The sequence below is a fragment of the Bacteroidota bacterium genome (genome assembly GCA_021300195.1).
Classification (GTDB): domain Bacteria; phylum Bacteroidota; class Bacteroidia; order J057; family JAJTIE01; genus JAJTIE01.
Genome location: JAJTIE010000005.1, coordinates 1 through 25,463 on the forward strand (window position 1 = coordinate 1; position 25,463 = coordinate 25,463).

The 25,463-nt window shown below is 56.0% G+C and carries 23 protein-coding genes and 2 tRNA genes; 13 read left to right on the forward strand and 12 right to left on the reverse strand.

Annotated features, from left to right (window positions below; all coding sequences use genetic code 11):
- A partial coding sequence (locus LW884_01335; protein ID MCE3006979.1) for a T9SS type A sorting domain-containing protein occupies positions 1-223 on the forward strand: 223 nt, incomplete at its 5' end.
- 113 nt (positions 224-336) lie between these two features.
- Here LW884_01335 and LW884_01340 read toward each other — a convergent pair.
- Positions 337-408 (reverse strand) — tRNA-Arg (locus LW884_01340).
- A 112-nt stretch (positions 409-520) separates the two neighbouring features.
- On the opposite strand from LW884_01340, the gene LW884_01345 reads away from it, so the two are divergent.
- Positions 521-593 (forward strand) — tRNA-Phe (locus tag LW884_01345).
- 95 nt (positions 594-688) lie between these two features.
- Entirely contained in the window at positions 689-1,222 is a 534-nt protein-coding gene (locus LW884_01350; GenBank protein ID MCE3006980.1) for a dihydrofolate reductase family protein, read from the forward strand.
- Positions 1,223-1,410: 188 nt separating this feature from the next.
- Here LW884_01350 and rlmB read toward each other — a convergent pair whose 3' ends face one another.
- The 3 genes from rlmB to ispF all read right to left on the reverse strand — a co-directional run bounded on the left by rlmB (position 1,411) and on the right by ispF (position 6,046).
- A complete protein-coding gene (gene rlmB, locus LW884_01355; protein ID MCE3006981.1) occupies positions 1,411-2,163 on the reverse strand; it encodes a 23S rRNA (guanosine(2251)-2'-O)-methyltransferase RlmB in 753 nt (250 codons plus the stop codon).
- An 80-nt stretch (positions 2,164-2,243) separates the two neighbouring features.
- Positions 2,244-5,435 carry a DUF2723 domain-containing protein gene (locus LW884_01360; GenBank protein ID MCE3006982.1) on the reverse strand — a complete coding sequence of 1,064 codons (3,192 nt, stop codon included), beginning with the start codon at positions 5,433-5,435 and terminating at the stop codon, positions 2,244-2,246.
- Positions 5,436-5,548: 113 nt separating this feature from the next.
- Positions 5,549-6,046, reverse strand: coding sequence for a 2-C-methyl-D-erythritol 2,4-cyclodiphosphate synthase (ispF, locus tag LW884_01365; protein ID MCE3006983.1), 498 nt, complete (start codon positions 6,044-6,046; stop codon positions 5,549-5,551).
- A gap of 35 nt (positions 6,047-6,081) precedes the next feature.
- Between ispF and LW884_01370 the strand changes: the two genes are divergently transcribed.
- From LW884_01370 to der, 9 genes are all read left to right on the forward strand, one after another.
- A complete protein-coding gene (locus LW884_01370; GenBank protein MCE3006984.1) occupies positions 6,082-7,536 on the forward strand; it encodes a DUF4271 domain-containing protein in 1,455 nt (484 codons plus the stop codon).
- Between the two features lie 196 nt (positions 7,537-7,732).
- Positions 7,733-8,479 carry a uroporphyrinogen-III synthase gene (locus tag LW884_01375; GenBank protein MCE3006985.1) on the forward strand — a complete coding sequence of 249 codons (747 nt, stop codon included), beginning with the start codon at positions 7,733-7,735 and terminating at the stop codon, positions 8,477-8,479.
- A 133-nt stretch (positions 8,480-8,612) separates the two neighbouring features.
- On the forward strand, positions 8,613-9,572 hold the full coding sequence (locus LW884_01380) for a type IX secretion system membrane protein PorP/SprF (protein ID MCE3006986.1): 960 nt from the start codon (positions 8,613-8,615) through the stop codon (positions 9,570-9,572).
- 90 nt (positions 9,573-9,662) lie between these two features.
- Positions 9,663-10,865 carry an SUMF1/EgtB/PvdO family nonheme iron enzyme gene (locus LW884_01385; GenBank protein MCE3006987.1) on the forward strand — a complete coding sequence of 401 codons (1,203 nt, stop codon included), beginning with the start codon at positions 9,663-9,665 and terminating at the stop codon, positions 10,863-10,865.
- Positions 10,866-11,026: 161 nt separating this feature from the next.
- A complete protein-coding gene (gene gldL / locus LW884_01390; GenBank protein MCE3006988.1) occupies positions 11,027-11,842 on the forward strand; it encodes a gliding motility protein GldL in 816 nt (271 codons plus the stop codon).
- 44 nt (positions 11,843-11,886) lie between these two features.
- Positions 11,887-13,578, forward strand: coding sequence for a hypothetical protein (locus LW884_01395; GenBank protein MCE3006989.1), 1,692 nt, complete (start codon positions 11,887-11,889; stop codon positions 13,576-13,578).
- A gap of 4 nt (positions 13,579-13,582) precedes the next feature.
- Positions 13,583-14,503 carry a hypothetical protein gene (locus LW884_01400; protein ID MCE3006990.1) on the forward strand — a complete coding sequence of 307 codons (921 nt, stop codon included), beginning with the start codon at positions 13,583-13,585 and terminating at the stop codon, positions 14,501-14,503.
- A 62-nt stretch (positions 14,504-14,565) separates the two neighbouring features.
- Positions 14,566-15,585 carry a hypothetical protein gene (locus LW884_01405; GenBank protein ID MCE3006991.1) on the forward strand — a complete coding sequence of 340 codons (1,020 nt, stop codon included), beginning with the start codon at positions 14,566-14,568 and terminating at the stop codon, positions 15,583-15,585.
- A gap of 68 nt (positions 15,586-15,653) precedes the next feature.
- Positions 15,654-16,961: a ribosome biogenesis GTPase Der gene (der, locus tag LW884_01410; protein MCE3006992.1), complete on the forward strand. Its 1,308-nt coding sequence runs from the start codon at positions 15,654-15,656 to the stop codon at positions 16,959-16,961.
- A gap of 101 nt (positions 16,962-17,062) precedes the next feature.
- On the opposite strand, the gene LW884_01415 is transcribed toward der, so the two are convergent.
- From LW884_01415 to LW884_01440, 6 genes are all read right to left on the reverse strand, one after another.
- Positions 17,063-18,445, reverse strand: coding sequence for a sigma-54 dependent transcriptional regulator (locus LW884_01415; protein MCE3006993.1), 1,383 nt, complete (start codon positions 18,443-18,445; stop codon positions 17,063-17,065).
- 89 nt (positions 18,446-18,534) lie between these two features.
- Complete coding sequence (gene frr / locus LW884_01420; protein ID MCE3006994.1) at positions 18,535-19,101, reverse strand: ribosome recycling factor; 567 nt, start codon at positions 19,099-19,101, stop codon at positions 18,535-18,537.
- A 19-nt stretch (positions 19,102-19,120) separates the two neighbouring features.
- Positions 19,121-19,825: a UMP kinase gene (gene pyrH / locus LW884_01425; protein MCE3006995.1), complete on the reverse strand. Its 705-nt coding sequence runs from the start codon at positions 19,823-19,825 to the stop codon at positions 19,121-19,123.
- Positions 19,826-19,904: 79 nt separating this feature from the next.
- Positions 19,905-20,738 carry a translation elongation factor Ts gene (tsf, locus tag LW884_01430; protein MCE3006996.1) on the reverse strand — a complete coding sequence of 278 codons (834 nt, stop codon included), beginning with the start codon at positions 20,736-20,738 and terminating at the stop codon, positions 19,905-19,907.
- Positions 20,739-20,824: 86 nt separating this feature from the next.
- Positions 20,825-21,022, reverse strand: coding sequence for a hypothetical protein (locus LW884_01435; GenBank protein MCE3006997.1), 198 nt, complete (start codon positions 21,020-21,022; stop codon positions 20,825-20,827).
- Positions 21,013-22,239, reverse strand: coding sequence for a site-2 protease family protein (locus LW884_01440; protein ID MCE3006998.1), 1,227 nt, complete (start codon positions 22,237-22,239; stop codon positions 21,013-21,015). The genes LW884_01435 and LW884_01440 overlap by 10 nt, the downstream gene beginning before the upstream one ends.
- Before the next feature lie 77 nt (positions 22,240-22,316).
- Here LW884_01440 and LW884_01445 point away from each other — a divergent pair, with 77 nt between their 5' ends.
- Positions 22,317-23,726, forward strand: a complete 1,410-nt coding sequence (locus tag LW884_01445; protein ID MCE3006999.1) for an AMP-binding protein — start codon at positions 22,317-22,319, stop codon at positions 23,724-23,726.
- A 57-nt stretch (positions 23,727-23,783) separates the two neighbouring features.
- Here LW884_01445 and LW884_01450 read toward each other — a convergent pair whose 3' ends face one another.
- Both LW884_01450 and LW884_01455 read right to left on the reverse strand, forming a co-directional pair.
- Positions 23,784-24,698 (reverse strand): TIGR01777 family oxidoreductase, encoded by a 915-nt coding sequence (locus tag LW884_01450; GenBank protein MCE3007000.1) that lies wholly within the window; start codon positions 24,696-24,698, stop codon positions 23,784-23,786.
- Between the two features lie 57 nt (positions 24,699-24,755).
- Positions 24,756-25,394, reverse strand: a complete 639-nt coding sequence (locus LW884_01455; protein MCE3007001.1) for a hypothetical protein — start codon at positions 25,392-25,394, stop codon at positions 24,756-24,758.
- Between the last annotated feature and the right edge of the window lie 69 nt (positions 25,395-25,463).

Below are 25,463 nucleotides of genomic sequence, written 5' to 3' on the forward strand. Positions count from 1 at the left end.
GCTACACCCCAACCCGCAGCAAGCCGGCCACCGCCTAAGTGCGCACAACCCCACCAGCGGCCCCGCTCGCTACACGCTGTACAGCGCCCAGGGCCAGCAGCTCAGCCAGCACCAGGTAGCGCCCGGTCAGTCACTCAGCCTCCGCCTGAGCAGCCCCGGCCTGTACAGCGTCCGTATCGAGACGGTAACCGGCACCTACTGGCAAAAGCTGAGCGTGTACTAGCCGCGCCCGCCCGATAGACAGACATACAGATACACACAAGCCGGAATACGCACATAGGCCGCCCATTGGGTGGCCTATGTGATGTGGGGGGAGAGGGGAGTAGAATGGGGAAGTAGCCCCGGCAGGAATCGAACCTGCATCTAAGCTTTAGGAAAGCTTCGTTCTATCCATTGAACTACGGGGCCATGCAAGATTCAATGCAGTACAAAAGTAGGGATTTTTTACAGGTCACAATCTTGTAGTTTTCCTCAAAGTGCTATATTTGCACTCCCACTTCGCAGGAGGTGGAACATATCCGGTGATGTAGCTCAGATGGTAGAGCAATGGACTGAAAATCCATGTGTCGGGGGTTCGATTCCCTCCATCACCACAGAAATAGAAAGCCCCGATAGTGGGGCTTTTTCTGTTTTTAGCCCGACAGGCTTAGGAGTCAGGTATCTACAGGATTATCACCCTATACAATAGATGGCCAACCATGTATTCATTGCACATAGCCTGGATGGCTATATAGCCGACCGAAGCGGCGGGATAGACTGGCTGCCACAGCTGCCGGTGCCGGAGGGCGAGCCGGATGTGTTTGCTGCCTTTATGCAGCGGATGGATGCCATTGTGATGGGCCGCCGCACCTTTCAGACCGTACTGTCTTTTGGCCAGTGGCCCTACACCAAGCCGGTCTACGTGCTGAGCCGCAGTATGCCCCCCCTGTCTGCCGAGTGGGCAGACAAGGCGCAGCTTTGGGGGGGAGAGCCCGCACGCTTACTGGACCAGCTGAAGACCCTGGGGTATCGCGAGCTGTATATAGACGGGGGGCAGGTGGTCCAGTATTTCCTGGCGCACGACTGGATAGATGAGCTGACGCTTACCCGGGTGCCTATTCTGCTAGGGGGCGGGGTGCCGCTATTTGGCGCACTGCCTTGGCCACTTCATTTTACGCATGTATCCACCCAGCTGCTGAGCGGGGGGACGCTTAGCATGAGCACGTACCATAGGCTTCGCTAGGGGCTTGTTCCGCAAAATAGGAGCCTTCTGCTTTTTTGCTGGCCATTTCCCTTGCAGGAGCAGTTCTGCTCATCTCTGGCAAATGAAGGCCTTTTTCTCAGTCGGCCAGTTGTTCTGCAAACCCGGGATCTTATTACCTGCATACGAGCAGAGATGTTGATAGACCAAGCAGCCTACAGCCCGCCTGTCTACTCCTGCTCTGCAGCCAGCTGCCGCTGCATATCCACAACATAGAGCAGGATGCCAGCGGCGATACCTACATTCAGGCTTTCTACCCGCCCGCGCAGGCTTATGCTCACCTGATCATCGGTGCGTGCCAGCAGGTCGGCACGCAGGCCGGCGCCTTCGGCCCCCATGCACAGGCAGGTGGGCCCCGTCATGTCTGCCTGCGGGGCGGTTTTCCAGGCCTTTTCGGTAGCGGCCACCAGCTGGATGCCAGATGCCCGGAGGTAGTCTGCAGCTGCCAGCAGGTTATCGGGTCTGCATACCGGCAGGTGGTGCAGGGCCCCTGCACTGGCACGTATGGCATCCTCGCCCAGGCGGGCAGCGCCATGCCGGGGCAGAATCAGGGCATGGGCACCCAGCCCCTCGGCGGTGCGCGCCATGGCACCCACATTGCGTACGTCCGTCACCCCGTCTAGCAACAGGAAAAGTGGCACCTTGCCCTGCTCGTACAGAAAAGGCACCAGGTCCTCCAGCTGCTGATACTGGATGGCTGCTGCAAAGCCCACCACCCCCTGGTGGGGCTTGCCCCTGGCCAGGCTGTCCAGTTTTTCTACTGGCACCTGCTGAATAGGCACCTGGTTGTTTTGCAGCCGGGCCTTTAGTTCTGGCCATGCCGGGCTGTTCAGGCCACGCCGAACCAGTACACGGTCTATATCCTTGTGTGCATTCAGTGCCTCCTCTATGGGGTGAACGCCGATGAGCAGGTCCTTGCTCATCTTCTCTCTGGGGCTGTGCCCTGTGTGCGGCCGGGGGCCTCCTCGTCCGGCTCCGCCTGTAGGCCTGTTTGGTGGGGCCATTAGGGTTGTGCGGGGCTAGGCAGGGCAGCAGGTGCCTGTGCGGTGTCTCTGGCTTGGCCGGGGCGCCGGCCCAGGCGTACTTGCGCGTACTGGTCTACAAACTCCAGCATGCCGGGTTGCTCCTTCAGTGCCTCCTTCAGGCCCAGCATCAGGGTATCTGCCTCCTTGGGTTTGCGCAGGCGCTGGTCGTACAGAAATGCAGCCTCCATGAGGGTATATACAGGTTGGGCAAAGAAGAAATTGTCGCGGAAGTTTTGGCCATCAAACAGCACCCCGTCTGCGGCATAGTAGCCAGCCAGATAGCGCACCTCTTGCAGGGCGCGTTCGCGCATCAGGCTTAGGTGCTGCGCACCCTTTTGGGCTTCGCCCAGGCGCTGGTACAGCTGGCCGTAGTACAGCAGTGTGCTCGGCTCGGTGGGTATTACGTTGTCGGGCATTACCTTGTTGGCATAGTCCAGCGCCTTCAGTGCCATGCTGCGATACTCCTGTATACGCGCCGCATTGCGTGCCAGGCTGTCTTGGGGTTGGCCGGCTTGTATCAGGCGGGTGTTCTCGTCTTCCAGGCGGTCTGCGGCATTTGCCAGTCCCTCGGTCAGCGAGGCAAAGTTTCGGCGCAGGTTCTGGATCATGTTTAGGGTGTTGTCATCATAGTACACCTGGGGGTTATCCAGGTTACGATACTTATACACCTCTACCAGGTTGCGATACATGGTTCGGAGGGCCACGGTGGTTCCTTCCGTTTTTGGTTTTCGGGGTACCACCCGGTAGGCCATCCCTTCCTGCTGCATTTGGTTGGCAAACTGATCATACTCACGTGGACTCATGGTAGATGCAAAGTACACCGGGCGCTTCCAGCCGTCTTTGGCCACATTCTCGATGATGTTTAGCACCATGTCATCCTTGCGGAAAATACCGCCGTAGCGTGGGTTCGGGCTTATCTCAAAGCGGAACGTATCGGCAATGAGGTTTTCCTCTTCCGGATCAAAGATGCCGAGGGCCTTTACGGCGGCCTTATCCACAGGCACCGCCACGGTGCGGGCTGCTACGGGGGCTATCTGGTGTCGGTCTCCCAGTATGTAGGCATCTTCGTAGCTGATGGGTACGGGCAGGGCTCCGTTCATGGGCTGTTTCATCTGCTGGATGTACCAGTCGGTATTGGCCAGGCTCAGGTTTACTACCCGCACATCCGTTCGCACCCCTTCCACCTCCTGGATGTACCACAGCGGGAAGGTATCGTTGTCTCCATTTGTGAAGAGGATGGCATCTTTTTTACAGCTGTTCAGCAGGTTGTAGGCGCTGTCGGGTGGCGTGTACTGGCCACTTCGGTCATGGTCGTCATAGTTTTGGCTGATCATCAGGATTGGGCTAGCCAGCAGGCCTATACTGGCCGCCACTGCGCCCGCCCGTTCTTTCAGGTTCTTCTTCAGCAGGTCTGCCAGGCCCAGTACGCCCAGGCCAACCCAGATACAGAATAGCTGCATGGCACCCACGAAGGCATAGTCGCGCTCTCTGGGCTCCTGGGGGCCCATATTCAGGAAGGTGGCTATGCCAATGCCGGCCATTACCCACATGACAAGCAGGAAGGTAGCATCGTGCCGACGGCGCTGAAAGTGGAACACCACCCCAAGCAGGCCCAGCAGCAGGGGCAGGAAGTAGTAGTGATTCCTGCTGGCGCTTTCGGCATACATCTCGGGCAGTTCCGCTGGCATGCTTCTCACCAGGCCATCTTCCCACTGGCCCCCGTAGGGGCCCCACTGTATGTCGCTAGCACGGCCCACAAAGTTCCAGAGGAAATAGCGGAAAAACATATAACCCAGCTGATACTTTAGGTAGTAACGCAGGTTGTCTCCGCCGGTTATGATGTCGTCCTTTGGGTTATTGGAGTCTTGCCCCTGGTTCTTTACCATATAGGCGTAGCCATAGGGGCTTAGGCTGGTATTGTACTTGCTAGGGTCGGTATCGTACATGCGCGGGAAAAAGTGCTCCTGCTTTTGCCCATCTGGCAGCGGGCCGTACAGGTACTCATACTGGTCTACATCCTTCAGGTAGCGCTCGTGCGCCGGGTTGTTGATGTATTTAACCCCCTTTACTTTGCTATCTGTAGGCTGGCTGTTGTACTGCGGGCCGTACAGCAGGGGTCGGTCTCCATACTGCTCCCGCTTCAGGTACTGCAGCATGGAGATGATGTTTTCAGGATTATTCTCGTCTATGGGCGGGTTGGCGTTGCTCCGCAGGAAGATCATGGTATAGCTGGTAAAACCCAGGTATACCATGGCCACGCTTAGTAGGGCGGTGCTCAGGATAGGGCGTTGTTTTTTCTGCGCATAGTAGATGCCATACACCAGGCCCCCAACGAGCAGCACTGCAAACAGCAGAAAGCCAGCCCCCTTGGGCATGCCCAGTCCGGCCTTGGCTCCGGTGTCGGGGTCCAGGGTGCCTACCAGCTTTAGCTCCAGAAACTGGGCTATGTCCCAGGTCTTCTGGATAACCCCTACCTGTATGAGGCCCAGGATGCCCAGGCTGATAACAAAGGTGGCAATGCCGCCCGCCCAGGTGATGCGCCCATACCGGCGGAAGTAGTAGATAAGCCCCAGGCCTGGCAGGATGACCAGGGCCATCAGGTGCACGCCGATGGACAGACCAACCACATAGGCAGCCAGTACAATCCACTTCAGGTTATCTGGCTCGTCGGCCCTGGCTTCCCACTTCAGCAGCAGCCAGAATACCAGGCAGATAAACATGGAGCTGGGGGCATATACCTCAGCCTCCACCGCGCTGAACCAGAAGGTATCGCTCCAGGCCATACTGAGGGCTGCCACCACACCGGCACCAAAAATCTGGAACTGATGATTCGGGCTGGGTACATCTGTACCGGGTGCCAGTATCTTCTTGGCCAGCAGGGTGGTGATCCAGAAGGCAAAGAGCACGGCAAATGCACTGAACAGTCCGCTCAGCAGGTTCATCATCAGGGCCACCTGGGTGGGGTCTGAGGCCAGCAGTGTAAACAAGCGGCCTACCATCAGGTAGAGTGGGGCACCGGGGGGGTGGGGCACCTCCAGCTCGTAGGAAACGGCGATAAACTCGCCACAGTCCCAAAAACTGGCTGTGGGCGCTGCCGTAAGGGCATATACAACCATGGCCAGGGCAAATACGGCCCAGCCGAGCAGGTTATTCAAGCGGTTATAAGTCATGCAATCGCAGGAATTAAGGACGGAAAAAGGATGCGAAAGGCGAAAATAGGAAACCTTTGCTAGCCGGGGCATCTGGCCCGCAACTTTTAGCCTGCTTAGGGGGGGGCTCTGGCTTACCCGTCTATCCGGTGCACCAGCACGCTGGCATAGGCAGCCATTCCTTCTTTTCGGCCAAAGGCTCCCATCTGCTCATGGGTAGTGGCCTTTATGGAGATGTCTTCTTCGGCACAGCCCAGCAGGCTGGCAATGCGTGCCTGCATGCGGGGTATGTGGGGGTTTAGCTTGGGCTGTTCGGCCACCAGGGTGCAGTCAGCATTGCCCAGCTGCCATCCCTTGGCCTGCACCAGCTGGTAGGCTTGGGTGAGCAGCAGGCTGCTATCCGCTCCTTTATAGGCAGGGTCTGTGTCCGGAAAGTGGTGGCCAATGTCGCGCAGGGCCAGCGCACCCAGTAGGGCATCTGTAAGGGCGTGCAGCAGCACATCAGCGTCTGAGTGTCCCAGGAGCCCTGGGCCACCCGGCACCTCTATCCCCCCCAGTATGAGTGGCCTATTGGGGTCAAAGCGATGAACATCATAGCCAAAGCCGATTCGTACAGTTGCGCGGGTGCTCATATGTGGCGTAATTTACCGCAAAAATCGGTCGCCGTTTGCCTGTTTTTCTACTCCTCCTGGCGCTGCTGTGCACGGCCCATGCCCAGCCAGGCCGCATGATGCTGAACCATAGCTGGCATACCCCACAGGCGGAGGGTATCCTGCTGCCCTATGCGCTGCCTGCCGGGCTGGAACAGGTGGAGCTGGAGCAAGACTTTTTTCTGGACCAGGTACCCAAGGATACACTGCTGCTGCATATGCCGGGTGTGGGTGGCTGTGTGCAGGTTTTTGTGAATGGTTGCCTGGTGTACACCAGCTGCCACTCGCCCCGCCCCGTGCAGCTACTGCTACCCCCGGCTATCCTCAGCTGGCAGTGGAACCGGCTAAGCCTCCGGCTGGCCGAGCGTGCCACCGGGGCTGAGCGCCCGGTGCTGTATCGGGATATGAGCCTTCGGGTGTGGGACGGCCACTACCCCCCGCCCAGCATGGCCCTACCCGCACTGGTACTGAGGCCCGATACGACGATTACCCTCCTCCCGGTGGGGCCGGATGGGGGCTATCCGGTGGCCGATTCCATGCGCGCGCAGCTGCTGGCAGCACGGAGATATGGCGCGGTAGCCTATTTCCCCTGGCAGCCGCCATCCGAGGTTCTGGCCCTGCTAACCGAACTGGGCTGGCGGCAGGCTGTACAGCCAGGCCCGCACAACATCCTCTGGCGACACTGGCAGGAGGCCCCCCCCCCTGGCTGGTGGTACAATGCAGCCGGAGAACAGCAGGATTCGCATGGCATGCTACATCAGGCACCATCGGCCCAGGTTGCCCAATCAGTTTCCAAACTGAGCGTGCTGGCCATCGGGCTGCTGCCTTTGCTGTTGTTGCTCCTGTGGAAGCTGGATCAGCCTAAAGATTTTAGGGCGCACATGCAGCTGGGCCATGTGCGGGCCCGCATGCTGGAGCTAAGCCGCGAGGCAAGTTTTTTTCAGCAGTCGCAGTCTACGGTTTACCCGCAGCTGGTGCGCGCCGCCCTGCTGGCCTCGGCCTTTACCTGGCTGCTTATGCTGGCCTGGCACCAGCAGTGGAGCCTGGATGTGCTACAGGCCGGCGGATACCTGGCACAGTTTAGTACCTGGTTTGTGCCGATTCCGCTCCTTTTGTACACTACGGTGGTGGCGCTATTGCTGCTCACAGGCTTGGCTCGTTGGGTTTTCTGGTCGTTCCTGGCAGGGGTCTTTGGGCTGCGCGACCTTACGCAAAGAATCACTGGCCTCGAAACGCAGGGTGCCTTTCCTACGCTGATAATCAGCGCCTATCTGCCCATGCTTTGGCTCATTGCACCCGAAAGTAGCCAGCCTATTTTATTGTGGTTGCTCGCCGTAGCCGGCGGCCTGCACATCCTCAGGCGAAATCTGCTGCTGGTTTTGGGGCTGGATCGGGTGGTTGGTATGCACCCATTTTTGATATTTTTGTATATTTGCACGCTCGAAATTTTACCCTGGATTCTACTCTTCTAATTGTCCTGTCTAAGTCTGGCTCTGTAAGACGGGCGGTACTAAGCATTTAAGGTCCGATGCCTGTTTGAGCCTAAAAACGCCGCCTGATACGGGCTACGATTCGGCCTGGTGCAAGAGTAACAATGAGATAAAGTTTCGCACGATAATACATAAAACAGGAGACTTTCCAAAGCCTTCTTCTACGACTGTATAACGAATGAGCAAGAAGATCAAGTCTATTCTGGTTTCGCATGCCGAGCCACCTGCAGACCAATCCCCCTACGCCATACTCGAGAAGGAATTGGGTATGGATGTCGATTTTTTGAGTTTTGTGCACATAGAGGAGGTCTCTACGCCGGAGTTTCGAAAGCAAAATATTCATCCACTCGACTTTAGCGCCATTATCTTCACAGGCAAGAACGCAATTGATCATTTCTTTCGCATCTGTACAGATCTGCGGGTAGAGATGCCGCCCGAGACCAAATATTTTTGTGTAACCGATAGTACGGCCAACTACCTGCAGAAACACATCACAATCCGAAAGCGGAAGCTGTATGTAGGCGAAAAAACCCCTCGTGACTTGTTGGACCTCCTGAAGAAGCACAAGAGCGAGCGCTTCTTGTACCCCACTGGCGAGAGTAGTAGCAGCACCCTCACCTCCTTTATGGCCGAGCAAAAGATCAACTACAAGCTGGCCATGGTATACCAAACAGTGCCGAGTGACCTAAGCCCGGTGAGGGAGAAACGCTACGACCTCATCTGCTTCTTTTCGCCCATCGGTATAGAGGCGCTCTATAAGAGCTTCCCAAACTTTCAGCAGGAGGACCGGCGCATCGCGGTATTCGGAGACGCCACCCGAAAGGCCGCCGAAGACGCGGGCCTCAAAATCGATATCATTGCGCCTATGCCCGAGGCTCCCAGTATGACGATGGCATTGGAGCAGTACCTACGCAAGCAAAAATAGGTGCTGAGCGGGGCTGGAGCCACAAATGTCAATTTCGTTCCGGCTTTTGTGTTTTTTTGGGCGGAAGCCATGGCGCATGTGAACATTTTACTAACTTGGCAAAGATTTCAACATCCTCACCTACTAAGAGTCCATGCTAAAAAAGCTCATGCTCGCTTGCTTTTGCATCGGTGTGCCCTCCGTATACGCACAGCAAGACCCGCAGCTTACCATGTACATGTTCAACCACCAGATCTTCAACCCTGGTGTGAATGGATATTTGGACGCACTTAATATAACGGGCGCTTTCCGCTCTCAGTGGGTCGGCATAGATGGCCAGCCCAACACCTTTACGCTTACGGCCAACACCCCACTGCCATTGCTGCGCGGCGGCGTTGGTGGTAGCCTGCTTTACGATCAAATCGGGCCATTTAATACCATAAAGTTTAACGGCAGTTATGCCTTCAAGCTGGAGCTGGATCCTTCCACCCGAACAAACCTACAGATAGGCGTTGCACCGGGTCTAATCAGCACCTCACTAGATGTGGCAAATCTGCGCGCTGCAGACCCCAATGACCCTATTCTACAGGCAGGCAGCGGATCGGTTACTACCTTCAACCTCGGGGCTGGTATCTTCCTCTATCGTCAGCGCGAAAACAACGTGCCTGAGAAATTCTTTGTAGGTGCCAGCGTGGATAACATTACCGAGCCAAGCCTGCAGTACAACGATGCCGCCACCGAAACACAGTATACCCGCAGTATATATGGTACGGCTGGCTACCGTTTCGACCTTACCTCTAGCGTCTACCTCGTCCCGAGCGCGCTAGTACGCCTGGCGGGGCCCAACTTCAATACCGACATCAACGCAAATGTGCATATACGCCCGATGGTATTTGGCGCGGGCTACCGCGTCAACGCAGGCGATATCCTCGCCATGGTAGGTTTTAACCCGAACCAGAACCTCTTTCTTGCGTACAGCTACGACTATACCACCAGCGCCCTCGGCAATTTCACCAGCGGCTCACATGAGATCCTGCTTAGCTATACCTTTCCCAAGGTATTCCGTTACTACCCACCCGAACTGGATGTACGTGATTACAAGGATTTTCGATAAACTATCAGACTATTCACAATTTTTTTATACCTAGCCGCTGTCTTTTTCTTATTATTGAGCTCGTTTTCAACCTACCAAGGAATTACTAACATGAGGAGAATAGTGTTCTTATTCGCTCTCGGCCTGGCCCTCTTTGCTACTGGCTGCGATCTTTTCAAACAACAAGAGGGTAAAAATGGAGAACTTACCGGTGCCATCAACCGTCCAGGCTGGGATAATCCCGTTCCCTACGGCATGGTCAGTGTCCCGGCCGGAAGCTTCCACATGGGTCAGAATGACCAGGATGTGAACTTTTCACAGATTGCACAGAACCGCCAGGTTACGGTTAGTGCCTTCTATATGGATGAGACCGAGATCACCAACAATGAGTACCGTCAGTTTACAAACTATGTAATGGGCAGTGCTGCAGGTAGCGCCAATACAGCCACTACAGTGCTGAATTACAATAGTACCCCCATTGACTCCATCATCCGCTTCATGACGGCTCAGTTCGAGGTGCACAAGAACAAAATCCGCAAGAAGGATGCCAAGCGCGGCCTTTTTTATGTAGATTTCAATCGGGATCGTCCGGTGCCGGGGGACACGTCTTTTGTACAGGAGGATCTTGCCTACATGATTTATCCGGACACACTGGTGTGGGAGCGCGACTTTAGCTACAGCTACAATGAGCCCATGACCGAAAACTACTGGACGCATCCTGCCTTTGATAACTACCCCGTGGTGGGCGTAAACTGGTATGCCGCACAGGCTTTCTGCATCTGGAGAACCATCATCTACAATGAATACCGCTACGAGGCAGAGCTTGCTGCGATCCCCCGTATCCGCCTGCCAACAGAGGCTGAGTGGGAGTATGCCGCACGTGGTGGGTATGAGCACAAGCAGTATCCCTGGGCCGGACCCTACATCCGAAACTCTCGTGGATGCCTGTATGCAAACTTTAAACCTGGCCGCGGCGACTATATAGCTGATAACTACGAGTACACAGCGCCTGCAGACCGCTATTGGCCTAACGACTACGGGCTCTACCAAATGAGTGGTAATGTGGCAGAGTGGTGCGAGGATGATTTCGCCGAGTCGGGCTACTCCTACGCGCATGACTTGAACCCCCTCTTCAAGAACCCCACCGATACCCGCCGCATAAAGGTGATACGGGGTGGATCTTGGAAGGACATTGCTTATTACCTGAGCGTGGGGACCCGTACCTTCGAGTATGCCGTAAACACTAAAAGCTCTGTAGGCTTCCGCTGTGTGATGGCAGAGGTAGGGCGTAGCAGTGCCGCGGTGGCTCCATAAGGGAAACGCGCCCTTCTTTTGAAACTTTTAGTATACATGGGGTTACTTCTAGTAGCCCCATTCTATAAAATAGAAAAAGTATTATCACCCTTCTTAATTTCTGATTGATCATGGCTAAAAAAGGTAAATCCATCTTTGAGTCTAAAGGCTGGAAAGTAGGCATGAAGTACCTGTATGGTATTGGTGCATCTGTTGTAATTGTTGGCGCCCTCTTCAAGATCCTTCACTTGCCTGGTGCAAACGAGATGTTGATCGTAGGTCTGGGTACAGAGGCGGTTATCTTCTTCTTCTCTGCCTTTGAGCCCCTGCCTGCCGAGGAAGAACACTACGACTGGGCCAAGGTATTTCCCCAGCTGAAGGTAGAAGACGATGATCTGGACGAGTTTGATCTCGACGAGCTGGGAACAGGCGGAGCCGTACTGGGCAGCGGTGGTGGTCTGCCAGGCCTGAGTATCGACCAAAAGACCGTGGAGAGCATGCAAAATACCATGACTCCAGAGCTGTTTGATTCGCTTAATGAGTCAGTAAAAGCACTGAAGAACAACGTGGAGAATCTTGCTGATATCTCTGATGCAACGGTTGCTACCAACGAGTTTAGCCAGAAGGTTCGTGCTGCTTCCTCTAAGATGGACCAGCTAAGTGCCGGGTATAGCGTTACCGTAGATGCAATGAATGCCATGGGCAATTCAGTAAATGATGTAAAGCAGTACCAGGAGCAGATACAGGGTGCGGCCAGAAACTTGAGCAGCCTGAATGCCGTGTATGAGCTGGAGCTTCAGGATGCACAGAAGCACTTGAATTCCATAAACAAGTTTTATGGATCAATAGCAGGAGTTATGCAGAACCTGCTGGACACCTCGAATGACACCAATCAATTACGCCAAGAAGTGTCTAACCTGGCCCAGAACATGCATAGCCTCAACAACATCTACGGTAGTATGCTGACTGCTATGGCCAGTGCGTCTGCCCGTCAATAGCACCCGGTGCCAATATCCAACCTTGAACTCTAACCCCCAAGAAAATGGCAGGCGGTAAAGTATCCCCCAGGCAGAAGATGATCAACATGATGTACCTCGTGTTGACTGCCCTTCTGGCCCTGAACGTAAGTAAAGAAGTCCTCCTTAGCTTTCAGGTTATCGGGGATTCCCTCAGTCGTTCAGCAAGTGAGCTGAATAAAAAGAACGACAAGGAGGGATCTCTGATCATGGAGCAGGTAGACAAGGAAGTGGCTTCCGGCAAGAAGCGACTCGCCTGGATAAAAGGTGCTGTGCAAGAAGTACTGGATAAGAGCGATGCCATCATCGTAGTTATCGAGGGCCATGTTACAAAAATGTATTCTGACGAGGTGGCCGGTACGGAGCCGGAAACTGGTGCCATTGCCAAGATGGATGAGGTTGAAACCAACTACAATTATTGGATGATCGGCAAGGGTGGTTTGGATACAGATAATAACGGTCGTGGATCAGGCGAAGCGCTCAAGCTGCGCAAGCAGCTGGAGGACTATGTGCTTTTTGCCAACAAACTGGGTGCGCGATTTGAGCCCGGAGATGATGATGAAAACTGGAAGCGCTATCAGAAAGAAGGGATGCGTTTTCTGCCCATCGCTCCGGATCCGAAGGACATGCCGAATATCAAGAAAAATTCGGATGCCTATAGCCAGAAGTGGGAGTACTACATCTTCCACAATAGTCCTGCCATTGCCAACGTAGCCATTCTACAAAAGCTGAAGAATGATGTACGTCACATTGAGACCGAGCTACTGGAGATGTCAAAGATCGCCCTTAGCGAGATCCCCTTCAAGATTGACAGCTTGGTGGTAGTGGCGGCACCTTCTGCTAATATTGTGCCCGCAGGCATCCCCTTCACGGCAGATCTCTATGTAACTACCAGTTCCAGTGGCCCCGGTGCCAAGCCCAGGTTTGGCGGTAGCGGAAAGATAAACCTGAAGGATGGTGGCAACTCGGCTACGCTTGAGATTGCTACTACTAACCTGAAGGCAGGTAGGCAGACCTACACCTATACGGCCCAGGTGCTTAAGTCTGGCGAGCCCAAAACACTGAGTGGTAAGGGCGAGTTTGAGGTAGTTACCCCGGGTGTAAAGGTACAGTCTGGCCAGGTGAACAAGCTGTACTACGAATGCTACAACCTGCTGGAGGTAACATCTCCGCTCCTGCGTGAATTTTACAATCCCAAGTTCACCGCAACAGGCGGAGAGGCCATACAGAGCACCAGCAAGAAAGACGAGGTACTGCTGGTACCCAGCTCGGGCAAGATGGTTCTGCGCGTGTTTAACAACTTCAATGGGCAGACCATGAAGCTGGATGAAATTACTTATGGGGTTACCAAACCCCCACGGCCAGGTATTGGCATCAAGGTGGGCGGGCAGATATACCAGGGCACGCCTGTTCCCAAGGCTTTGGCTACTTTTCAGCTGGTACCCAACGGAGATTTTGCCCGTACGAACCCCAAGGATGCCAACTACTTCTTTGAGGGCTATGAGGTGCTCGTTCGCAAGGGCCTAACCGGACCCAAAACAGTAGACAGAGGGGGCGGTACGGCCGTTGCGGTTATTGACCTGGCTTCCATACCCGCAGATCGGGGCGAGTCCGTTACGGTTCGTTTTACAGGTGTGAAGCGGAAGAATTTTCAGGGCAAGATCCTGGACGAGACTTTTATCCCGAGTGAGCTGGTAACGGTGTTTACCATCAAATAATTTCTTGACCTTTCTCAGGTTCAGGAACCTGCTGGTGGCGGTTAGTTCGTTTTTCGGGCTAACCGCTACTGCGCAGTATAACCCTGCCTCACTTTCGCCTATCCGGGCTGTAGATGTTTATTTTCAGCGTCGCGTCCTCCTGCGGATCGACCTGAAGGAAAAGCTCAACTCACCACTTGCCGCTGGTCTGTCAGCTTCGACCTATGTCCCAGCGGAGGTTCCATACCGATACCAGCAGGGCCTGGTAGCAGGTTTGCTGCACGCGTATGCTCAGCTCCGGATTGTTGGCTATCAGCCAGATACGCTCAATCAATTGCTCCCATACACCGATTTTTTGGCGGGCATGAAGGGGCGGTTGGACCTGGCGATACTGGGGAGTGAGCAGGACTTGTCCGATTTTGACGAAGACGATTCCGGGATGGGCGCCGATGCGGATTCTTTTTTAGAGGATCCATTTCAGCTTTACCAGGATACGAGCCTGGCTGATGCCGAGAACCGCGCGCAGCCGGAGTTGGGTGGTGCGCGTCCACAGGGCGGGCACCCCGTTGACTATTTGGCGAAGATATTGCCTGGCTTGTGCTATGTAGTCGAATTCATCGAGGATCAGTTGTTTAATGACGGCTGTAGCTGCTGGCAGCACCGTATCCGGTACGTCCGCCTCCTGCATGTATCATCCATTCCGGGCCTGGATGTCCGGGCGGTTGTGGCCTTCCGCTTTGACGATATTCGGCATGTGCTTGCCAATATGTATGTGCCGGAGGCCGGGAACGATGCCAGCCGAGCCAGTATGCTGGACGTGCTGGATCAACGGCGTTTTTCTGCTACGATCCTGAACCTCTCTGGTGAGCCGGTGTATACCCTGGAGCAGGCCGAGCGGCGAAGACGACAGTTGCTTGACTATGAACAGGCACTTTGGAGTTTTTAATTCGGACATAGCTTGCATTACATTAAATTTTTCCCTTGTTTTAACCCAAATTCGCTAAAAACATGAAAAAGGCATTTGTTGCAATCCTGCTGCTCTTTGCAGGGAGCGTTGTGGCGCAGAGTTGGTCTCACATCCCTGTGGTAGATCGCCCGAGGGAGGAAGACCACATGTGGCGGAAGCGTGTGCTCATGCGCGTTGACCTGAAGTCTAAGCTGAATGAGCCACTACAGTCTGTTGCTTTTCAGAACGATGTGAGCGTGTATAATCAGAGTACCGATGGCTATTATCGAAATACGAAGGGGATGATGTTGGCAATCCTCAATGCTTATCTCAATAGCAAGGGCACGGCCGAGGCATTTGCTGCTTACAATCCGGATACGCTGGATCGCGAGATCAGCATGGACCAGGTGAAGAAGATGTTGAAGGAGCGTTCCAACGAATACTACAAGGAGATAGCAGCCAAGGCGCTGGTGGAGGAGAGCGGTAAGATTGAAGAAGGGGATAGCGGTAGCGCAGAGGAAGGTGGCGGAGACGACTTTGGTGGTTTTGGTGATTTTGGCGACTTCGGCGGGGATGACTTCGGCGGAGATCTATCCGGCTTTGGTACAGGCGACGACCTGAGCAGCGATGCCGGTACGGCTGATGTGGCTGGTACAGATGCAGGCTCAGCGTCGGCTGCCTCTGATGGCGCATTTAAGCAGGCCTATCTGGAGTCGAAGGGTGAGACCTATTATCCTATCTTTGAGATTGTAGAAGACCGGATCTTTGATCGCAGCAAGTCCAGCATGTACTACGACAAGCTGTACATCCGTATCTTTCACGTGCAGCCACAGTCTACGGGTACAGAGATGCGCCCAGTGTGTGCCTTTCGGTTTAGCGATGTGAAAAACATATTGGCCAATTGCATGTGGAAGAATCCGAACAACGATGCGGAGGCTCGCAACGCACTCGAGATTCTCGATTCTCGCGAATTTGATGCCATGATTCTGAACCTGAGCGGGGAGTCTGTCTCCAGCATCCAGGTGGCTGAAAAGCGGCGCATACAGCTGGTGGAGTATGAGCACCATCTCTGGCAGTATTAACCGTTGCCTCTTAATTTACGAAAAGGGGAAGCAGCCATGCTTCCCCTTTTTAGCTTTAGCTATTAGATATGAAAGGAGTAGTTGCTATCGTAGGTAGGCCTAATGTAGGCAAGTCCACTTTGTTTAATCGCTTAATAGAGCGAAGGGACGCGATTGTGGATGACCGGTCGGGCATTACACGCGACCGAAATTTTGGGAGTTCGGAATGGACAGGTCGTGGCTTTGATGTGATCGACACGGGCGGGTATGTAAGCGACTCCGATGATGTATTCGAGACTGCCATTCGCGAGCAGGTGCTTATTGCGATGGAAGATGCCGATGTTATCCTCTTTGTGGTGGATGGAAAGGTGGGCCTGCTGCCAGACGATGAGGCCATTGCCCAGCTGCTTCGTCGAAACCCGCGCGCGCATGTGCTGCTGGTGGTAAACAAGGTAGATAACTATCAGCGTCAACTGGCGAGTAATGAATTTTATGGGCTGGGCTTTGAGGAATTGTTCCCCATATCGGCCATGTCGGGCAGCGGTACGGGCGAGCTGCTGGATAAGCTGGTGAGCCTACTGCCCCCCGCCGATCCTGAGCTGGATGCCTGGGCGGGTATTCCCCGCCTGGCAATTGTGGGGAAGCCCAATGTGGGCAAGAGCAGCATGGTAAATGCCCTGCTGGATAAAGCCAGCAACATTGTGACCCCCATAGCCGGCACCACGCGCGACAGTGTGCACACGCACTATAAGGCTTTTGGCTTCGAGTTTATCCTGATCGATACGGCGGGCCTGCGGCGTAAGGCCAAGGTTCAGGACCAAATTGAGTTTTACTCCACCATACGTACCCTAAAGGCGATACAGGAGAGCACGGTGGTGATGGTGATGCTGGATGCTACAGAGGGTATACAGAAGCAGGATCTGCATATCATCAGCACCGTGGCCCGCCAGCGGAAGGGGCTGATTATTGTGGTGAACAAGTGGGACATCAGCCCGGAAAAGGATACGGAGGCATACCGCAGGCATATTGAGTCTCGCATTGCCCCGCTGCGAAATGTTCCGATCATTTTTACGTCTGCTACCGAGAAGCTGCGCATCCACAAGGCTATGCAGGCGGTGCAGGAGCTGGTGAATTCCCGTAAGCGTAAGATTCCGACACACGAGCTGAACGATTACCTGCTGCCCCTGATTGAGCAGCGGCCGCCCGCGAGCCAGCGGGGCAAGCTCATCCGCATCAAGTTTGTAACACAGGCGGATGCAGGGCATCCCACCTTCGTCTTTTTTGCCAACCATCCCAAGCTGGTAAAGGAGGAGTACCGGCGCTTCCTGGAGAACCGGATTCGCGAGAAGTATGGCTTTGACGGATGGCCCGTGAGTATCCACTTCCGCGAGAAATAGCCCATCATAGGCTCTCCGCACGAAGAGCTTCGGACAAGTGCTGTACCACCAGGGAAGAGATTGGGTGGATCTGGTAGGGCAGCCTGGTCAGCCGAGCTGGGCTAGGCTTCTCGCTTCAGGCCAAATTTCTCTATCTTATTGTACAGGTGGCTGCGCTGAATGTCCATCTCCTCGGCTGCTTTTGTTACGTTCCACTGGTTTTTGGCCAGCTTGTGCAGGATGAAGGCTTTTTCCATCTCGTCCTTGAAGTCCTGAAACTTTTCGAAGGAATCGAAATCGGGTCCCTCAGGGCTACTCGCGGTCTTGCGGTCTTGCAGGCTTTGCTGCCCGGGTGCGGCATACTGGGCCACCGCCTCGGCGGTTATCTGCCGGTCGCAGAAGATGGTGAGCCGCTCCAGCACGTTGCGTAGCTCGCGTATGTTGCCCGTCCAGTCTAGTTGCTGCAGGGCTTTAATCGCATCTGGCGTGATGCTGCGCGCGGCCACACCGTAGTCGTGTGCAATATCGGCCAGGAAGGATTCGGCTAGCAGGGGAATATCCTCCTTCCGCTCGCTGAGTGTGGGTACCTTCACCACGATTACACTGAGGCGGTGGTATAGGTCTTCTCGAAAGTTTCCTTTGGCAATTTCGTCGCGCAGGTCCTTGTTTGTGGCGGCAATGACCCGTACATCCACAGTAATGTCTTTGTCTCCACCTACGCGGGTAATGCGGTTTTCTTGTAGGGCACGCAGCACTTTGGCCTGTGCCTGCAGGCTCATGTCGCCAATCTCGTCGAGGAAGAGGGTGCCGCCATGGGCTTGTTCAAACTTGCCCAGGCGCTGCTTGATGGCGCTGGTAAAGGCACCCTTCTCGTGTCCGAACAGCTCGCTCTCGATCAGTTCTCCGGGTATAGCTGCGCAGTTTACCTCTACCAGCGGGGCCGCTGCCCGTGTGCTTTTTTCATGCAGCCAGCGGGCTACCAGCTCCTTACCAGTTCCGTTGCTGCCGGTTATCAGCACCCGGGCCTCTGTGGCCGCTACCTTGTCTATTGTTTCCTTTATGCCTCGTATAGCACTGCTATCGCCCACTATGTCGCGCACCCGGCCTACGCGGCGCTTTAGCACCTTGGTTTCGTGCACCAGGCCCGTTTTGTCCATTGCATTGCGGATAGAGATCAGCAGGCGGTTCAGGTCCGGTGGCTTCTCGATAAAGTCGTAGGCACCCTTTCGGGTGGCCTCTACGGCCGTTTCTATGGTGCCGTGGCCGGATATCATGATGATCTGTGCTTCGTTTCGATACTCAGCACTGTGCTCCAGTACTTCCAGCCCGTCCAGTTTGGGCATTTTTACATCACAGAGGATGACATCGTAGGTGTTTTCTTTGATCTTGTTGAGGCCCACTTCGCCATCTTCGGCTTCGTCTACCTCAAACGACTCAAACTCCAGAATCTCCCGCAGGGTGTTCCGGATGGCTCGCTCATCATCAATGATCAGGATCTTTGGCATAGGGAAGAGAATAACATGCGGGGTATTTTGCCCCTCATGCATATACTAAGCAAAGGCTGTGCCAAACTGGGCGAAAAGCAGTGAAATGGCTACACATGCATGATTTCGGCCTCTTTCTCGGTGAGAATGGCGTCAACCTTGCTGTTGTAGGTTTTGGTCAGTTTTTCTACTTCGGCTTCGGCTGCCTTGGCCAGGTCTTCGGGGAATCCGTCGTCCTTTACCAGTTTCTTCAGGGCTTCCATACCGTCTCGGCGGGCGTTGCGCACGGAGATGCGGCACTCCTCGGTTACGTCCTTGGCCACCTTTACCAGCTGCTTGCGCCGGTCTTCTGTGAGCTGCGGGATGGTGATCCGGATCACAATGCCGTCATTCTGTGGGTTGAAGCCAAGGTTGGCCTCCACGATGGCTTTCTCTATATCGCGAATGGCTCCCTTGTCGTAGGGCTGTATTACCAGGGTGCGTGCATCCTGGGCGCTTATGTTGGCCATTTGGCTGATGGGGGACTGTGTGCCGTAGTAGTTGGCACGCACGCCCTCCAGCATGATGGGGCTTGCCTTTCCGGCACGGATCTTGAGCAGTTCGCTCTCGTAGTGCTCCAGGCCTTTTTTCATTGCCTGTTCGGTACTGTCGTAGATGGCTTTAATCTCGGGTTCCATAATAGCAAAAATAGAAAAATTAGGATACCAGCGTGCCTACTGTTTGGCCCTCGGCCAGGCGTATCAGGCTGCCGGGCTTGTTCATGTTAAAGATGATGATGGGCATCTTGTTTTCCTGGCACAGGGTAAAGGCGGTCATGTCCATTACGCTGTACCGGTGTTTTAGCACATCGGAAAAGGAGATGGTGTCGAACTTGGTCGCATTGGCATCTTTCTCGGGGTCGGCGGTATACACGCCGTCTACGCGGGTAGCTTTTAGCAGCACATTGGCCTCTAGCTCCATGGCGCGTAGGCCGGCGGCGGTATCGGTGGTAAAGTAGGGGTTGCCGGTACCGGCAGCCAGTATTACCACGCGTCCCTTCTCCAGGTGGCGCATGGCGCGCCGGCGTATGAAGGGCTCGCACACCTGGTTGATGGTAACGGCGCTCTGCACCCGGGTGTCTACCCCCAGGGTTTCCAGCTTGTCTTGCAGGGCCAGGGCATTCATTACCGTGGCCAGCATGCCCATGTTGTCGCTCTGTGCCCGGTCCATCCCCTTGCTGGCACCCTGCACCCCGCGAAACAGGTTGCCGCCGCCTATCACAATGGCGAGCTGTACGCCCATGTCTCGCACGGCCTTTATTTCTCGGCCATAGGTTTCCAGGGTGTGGGTGTCTATGCCAAAGGCTTGGTTGCCCATCAGGGCCTCGCCGCTGAGTTTGAGCAGGATGCGTGGGTACTTCATGGATCGATTGCGTGAACGGGTAGTAGAGGGGGCAAAAAAAGAGAGCCTTTTGGGCTCTCTTGCTATACGAATGAAGGTACTAGGCTCCGAGGTGGAAACGCTCGAATCTTTCTACCGTGAGCTTGTCGCTCTTTTCTTTCAGGTATTGGGCAATGGTCTTGCTGGGGTCTTTCACAAACTCCTGGTGCAGCAGGGTGTTGTCTTTCAGAAACTTGCTTAGCTTGCCCATGGCAATTTTTTCCAGCATGGCTTCGGGCTTGCCTTCGGCTCGGGCTTGCTCTTTGCCTATTTCTATCTCTTTGTTCAGCACCGTTTGGTCCACGCCTTCCTTGTCTACGGCTATGGGGTTCATGGCGGCTATCTGCATGCTTACATTTTTGCCCACTTCGCTCAGGTCTGCCCCATTGGCTCCTTTGAAGGCGGTCAGCACACCCACGCGCGCACCCGGGTGTATGTAGCAGGCTACTTTCTCCCCTGTTATCAGGGCGTATTTACTTACTTCCAGTTTTTCGCCTATGCGGCCCATGGCATCTGTCAGCGTGGCCTCCAGTGCCTTGCCACCTATCTGCATCTGGTTCAGTGCGGCCAGGTCGGCGGGCTTGTCCTTCAGGGCTTGCTGTACGATGGCCGTGCCGATGCCCTGGAAGTCATCGTTTCGTGCCACAAAGTCGGTTTCGCAGTTCAGCTCGATCATCACGGCCGTGCTGCCATCGGCAGAGATCTCGGCAAACACAGCGCCCTCAGAGGCCTCACGATCCTGGCGGCTGGCCGATACTTTTTGTCCTTTTTTGCGCAGCAGGTCAATTGCCTGGTCAAAATCGCCCCCTGCTTCTTCCAGGGCTTTTTTGCAGTCCATCATGCCAGCGCCGGTTACCTGGCGCAGCTGGTTCACTTCTTTTGCAGATACAGCCATTGCTCTATGAAATTCTAAAGGTGGGTTGAAATAATCCGGCGCGAAGGTAGTGCTTTTTTGTGGCTTTAGCTAGTAGGCTGGTTCATCTAGCCCTTCTCCGTTGTTGCCAGGGGGTAGCGCAGCCGCCAGTCATTCAGGTAGAACTTTTTGCGTTGTTCATAGGCTGCGGCCCCCAGCAGGGCATATTCCTGGCAGATGTGCGCCCACAGCTGTGGCTCGGCAGTGGCCAGGGCGGCGGTGTCTATCTTCTTTTTCTGAAAAAAAGCAGCCAGTTCTAGTTCCATGCGTGCAGAAGGGACAGTAGGGTGGGGCTGGCCTCCAGCTCCACCAGGGTAATGGGGCTGGGGCAGAAGCAGAGCACAAAGATCGCCAGGGCCAGGCCGCCTAGCAGCATTCGCTTTCGGTCTAGCCGGTGCTCATGGGCAGCCCGGGGGTGGTCTGCCCGGATAACCTGTACGGCCATAAAGCTATAGAACAGCCATATGTAGTTTTCGGGCGGATGTACCCACAGCTGTTGCAGCAGCTGCTGGCTCCCCAGTAGTAGCAGTAGGATGCCGGCATTGTGCCGGACGCGCTGATAGCCATACAGGCGAGAGAGGGTGAAGGCAATGAAGGCTAGGTAGAGTATCGCGCCAGGCTCCGTACCCAGTTCCTCTATCCGCAGCATGCCCAGGCCCCCGAATAGCAGCAGCCCCAGCACCGTGGCCCGGGCCACCCAGCTGCTGATGCGGGAGCCAAACATACCATACACCACATGGCCCCCATCCAGCTGGCCGATGGGCAGCAGGTTTAGAGACGTAAAAAAAAGAGCAATAAAGCCCGCAAACAGCAGGGGGTAGTGAAACAGATCGGTATGTGGCGGGCGCAGGGCCGGGCTAGCCAGGCTGTGCTCCAGCAGCCAGTACAGCAGGCTGTTGCCCAGCTGGGCTACCACCATGGGTTCATCGGGTGCTGGTGGCTCCCGGGGCAGCAGATGGGGTGGTGCGGCGGGGAGGGTAAGAAAACCCACCACGAGCAGCAGCAGTGCCACCACAAAGCCCGCCAAGGGCCCGGCTATGCCGATATCAAAGTAAGCCCGGGTGCTCTGTGGGCGCTCCTTCAGGCGGATAATGGCCCCCAGGCTGCCAATGTTAATGGCCCCGGCTATGGGCAAGAAGAAAGGCAGGTAGTAGGGCAGGGTAGTGCGCACCCGGTGCCAGCGTGCCACCAGGTAGTGCCCAAACTCATGACAAGTAACAAAGAGCACAAAGCCCAGCATGTAGGGCAGCCCTAGCCAAAGATGCCGGAGGTGCAGCTGTAGCTGTGGGCCCGTGCTGCCCCAGCCCGGCCAGTGCCCCCCGGTTGCCAGCTCGGCCCCGGCCAGGGTAGTGGTGCACAGGGTAGCCACAAAGAGCACCAGGGGTACTAGCCAGCTGGGCACATGGCTGCGCCGTGCTGCTGCCAGCTGGGGCTGCGCCCCATCAGCGCCAGTTTCGAAAGGATATGCGTGGGTAGGCTCCATGGGCGGAGTCAAATTTAGTACTTTTACCGCGCCTGTCTTTTTGGGGGATGCCGATTTCTTGACTCTCTCTCTTCTGTATGCGCACGCAGACCGATACACCACTACCGGACCTACATACCCTGGTGCAACTGTGGGACCACCAGTATGCCCACCAGCCCGTGGATACGCCCTTTCTGTACACGGGCCCTACCCAAGCGAGTAAGGCGTTTAGCCGGAAGGAGGTGAATGCCTTTGGCCACTGCCTGGCCGCCTACTTCATCTCGCAGGGGATGCAAAAGGGAGACCGTGTATTGCTCTTCGCCATCAATGGCCCGGTATACCTGTTTTATGAGCTGGCCCTGCAAATAGCCGGGCTGGTAAATGTAACCGTAGACCACGACACCACGCCCGAACACCTGCAGCGCATATACGAGCACGTAAAGCCCCGCACCATCCTGGTGCCCAGCTATGAGGAGTACCGGGCGCACAAGGCCTGGCTGGATGCCCACGCGGCCCAGTGCCCCATCCTGTGCGAGGCAGACCCGGAGGAAGAGATGGACGAGAGCGACCAGGTAACGGTAATGCGCAATGCCATGGAGTTTGGCAAGATATACTGGCGCGAAAACCTGGAGCAGGTGCAGGCCCGAAAACAGAGCGTAGGCCCGGCAGACATTGCCAGCATTGTGTATGACACGCGCACAGAGGCCGCGCACCACAGGGGCGTTGTGCTTAGCCAGCAGAACTTTATGCAGGGGCTAGCCAGCATCCTCACCTGCCTGCCCCACATTGGCGGGCACCGGCGTATGCTCAGCATCCTGAGCAATGCCTACCTGCTGCAGCGGCTCTACGCCTTCTATGTGCCGCTGGCAACCGGCATGGACCTGTACTGTAGCCGGGGCGCGACCCACTACTTCAGTGAGGTGCGCGCCGACAAGCCTAAAGCCGTAGTGCTGGTGCCCGACCTGCTGCTGCTGCTGCGCACAGAGGCACAGCGGCACTTTCGCAGGGGGCGCTGGCTGCGCCGACGCTACTATGAGCAGGCTTTTCGGCTGGCATACCGGGTGCTGAAGTGCCAGCACGCGGGCCAGCGGGTGGCCGTGGGCCAGCGCTTTCGCTACTGGCTGGCGCAGTACTTCATCATCCGCCCGGTCAGGCGGCGCTATTTCGGAAACCTCCACCTGCTGCTGTGCGACCGGCAGGGCCTGACGGAGGAGCTGGAGTACTACTGCCATGCGCTCCGGCTGCCGCTCGTTACAGGCTTTGGCCTGAATGAAACCACGGGGGTGCTAGCCATTAACCCCACACCTGCCCAGCGCCCCCTGTCTGCCGGGCAGGTGGTACCCGGCCTGGAGCTGAAGCCGGACGAAAAGGGCAGCCTGCGTGTGCGCGGCCCCCTGCTGATGGCGGGCTACTGGCAGGAACCCAAGCCCAAGGGCGAGTGGCTAACCGTATCTGCACCCGTGCAAATACGCATCCAGCAGGACTGGATATACCTGGGCACGCAGTAGGGTGTGCCACACATCCTGTGTAGCTGATGCAGGCCCTGCCCGGTGCCAGCCTCTTTCCTACTCGGCCTTGCCAGCCTGGCTTGTCGCCACGATATCCGCCACCGCCGCCTCGGCCTGGGCATAGCGAAAGGCGTAGCCCAGAGACGAAAGCTTCTCGCTGCTCGTATACTGGCCCTCCAGCACCAGCATGGCCTGCTCGCCCAGCATAGCTTTTATGGCAAAGCGAGGTATGGGCAGCCCACTAGGCCGGTGTAGCGCCCTGCCTAGCAGGCGCGAAAATCCGCGGTTCGTCATGTGCTGCGGGGCAGCCACGTTAATGGGCCCGGACACACTCTCGTGCTCCAGCGCATAGGCATACAGGTCCACTACATCGGCTATATGGATCCAGGGGAAGGGCTGCTGCCCGTCGCCCAGGTAGCCTCCGGCATAGAACTTGAATGGGGCCAGCAGCTTGGGGAAGGCCCCCCCCTCGGGTGCCAGTACGATGCCCGTACGCAAAAGCACCGTGCGGATACCTGCATCCCCGGCGGCCTCTTCCCAGGCCACACAGGTTCGGGCCAGGAAGTCTCGGCCCGGGCCATCGGTTTCCTGGAACACTTTTTTGGGGTCGGTGCCGTAGTAGCCTACGGCGCTGGCCTGCAGCAGTACACGGGGCTTGGGGCGCTGGGCCTGTATGTACTGCGCCACGGCCCGGGTAGCCTGCACGCGGCTATTCAGGATGATTTTTTTGTATTCGGGTGTCCACTTATGGTCGGCTATGCCAGCCCCTGCCAGGTTGATAACCGCATCCACCGGGCCCACTGCGTCGGGGTAGAGGTGCGCACCATCCCAGGGTACAAAGTGCACGGAGCCATGTGTGCTGCCGCGCTGGCCCCCGCGTGTAAGGATAAAAAGCTCATGCCCCGCGGCTACTAGCCGGGCGCTGAGCCTACTGCCTATCAGGCCAGTACCGCCTGTCATCAGGATTTTCATGCTTTTCTGGGGATTGGCCAGTTGAAGATAACAAGAAATAGGACCATCTGCCGGGCCTTAGGCCTTCAGGGGCTGGGCCGGGTTGCCCACCACTAGCTGGCTGCTGCGCACAGGCTGCAGCACCACTGCTCCAGGGGCCACCTGGGCTTCATCCTCCAGGGTAATGCCCGGGTGGATGACGGCACCTGTGCCAATGGTTACGTGGTCGCCCAGGCTGGCCCCGGCACCTATTATGGCCCCGGCACCCAGGGTGCAGTAGCTGCCTATGCGGGCCCCACTGTCAATAATTACCCCGGCCCGGATCACATTGTGTGCCTCGGCAGACACATCGGCACCGATGCTGCAGTGAGCCAGCACCAGGTTGCCCGACGCCAGGCTGGCGTGGCTGCTAAGTGCCACCGAGGGGTGGATAAGGCTGAGTGGCAACTTCTTGGCCGCAGAAAAAATAGCCTTGAATAGCTTTTGTCGTTGTTCGGGCTGCTCCAGCGCCAGCACATAGCTCTGCTCCGGATCTTCCAGTAGTTTCAGCACATTCTTATCCGCCAGCGTACCCAGCACGGGTATATCCCGAATCTCCGTTACATCGGTCTCTGTAGCAGCTACAAAGCCAAGAACCATCACATCCTCCAGGCTTAGGATCTCCAGGGCCTCCTGCGCCAGGGCGCCGGTACCAATAATCAACGTGGGCTTTTCCATATAGAACAAATTGCTGGGCGTGGAACAAAAGTAGCACAGAATCTCCGTAACCCTGTGCTGTGCAAAGGT